Here is a 630-nt window from a genome sequence, read left to right as displayed (position 1 = left end):
AATATTAAGTATTAAAATTTTTGAGCATCGTTGATAATTATAAAGCCCTTGTTTTTTTATTGGTAACATATCAACTTTTTCTGCGAAAAATCCTATTTCTAGAAACCAGTGAGTACTTCGGGTTGTTAATACAAAAAGTTTTTCTAAATTTAAATTTTTTGCTTGTAGAGTAATGTGTTTAAGCAGTTTTTCACCTCTTGATAAATTACGATAGTCAGGATGCACAGACAGGCAAGCCATTTCTGCAGACTTTTCTTCTAAATAGTCATAAAGTACTACGAAAGCGATGATCATATTTTCTCGCTCGATGATAGTAAATTTGTCAATTTCTATTTCTAATTGTTCACGTGAACGGCAAATTAATATTCCTTTCTGTTTCAACGGTTGAATTAATTATAATATTCCTGCTATATCATTGATATTAGCTCGACGAATTTGTTCACAATTTTCCATGGTAATTTGGCTACCGATACCTTCATGAGAGAAAAGTTCTCGCAATAAAGGACCATTCTTTTGATAGCTTATCAAATGGCTACGACGAACACCTTGCTTGCATGCTTTAATTGCGCTATATAAAAAATGCAGTATGTCAGAATGATTCTTTGGCTGTTTTTCCAATTCAGCAATATA

At 31.9% G+C, this 630-nt stretch carries 1 pseudogene; it reads right to left on the bottom strand.

Annotated elements, in window-relative coordinates:
* Positions 1 to 630: pseudogene (gene argA, locus ARSQ2_RS11750) on the bottom strand (amino-acid N-acetyltransferase); the annotation flags it as partial.

Source organism: Arsenophonus endosymbiont of Bemisia tabaci Q2 (genome assembly GCF_902713415.1).
Lineage (GTDB): Bacteria > Pseudomonadota > Gammaproteobacteria > Enterobacterales > Enterobacteriaceae > Arsenophonus.
Note: the sequence above shows the minus strand (reverse complement) of the source record. Positions and strands in the feature narration are given on the sequence as shown.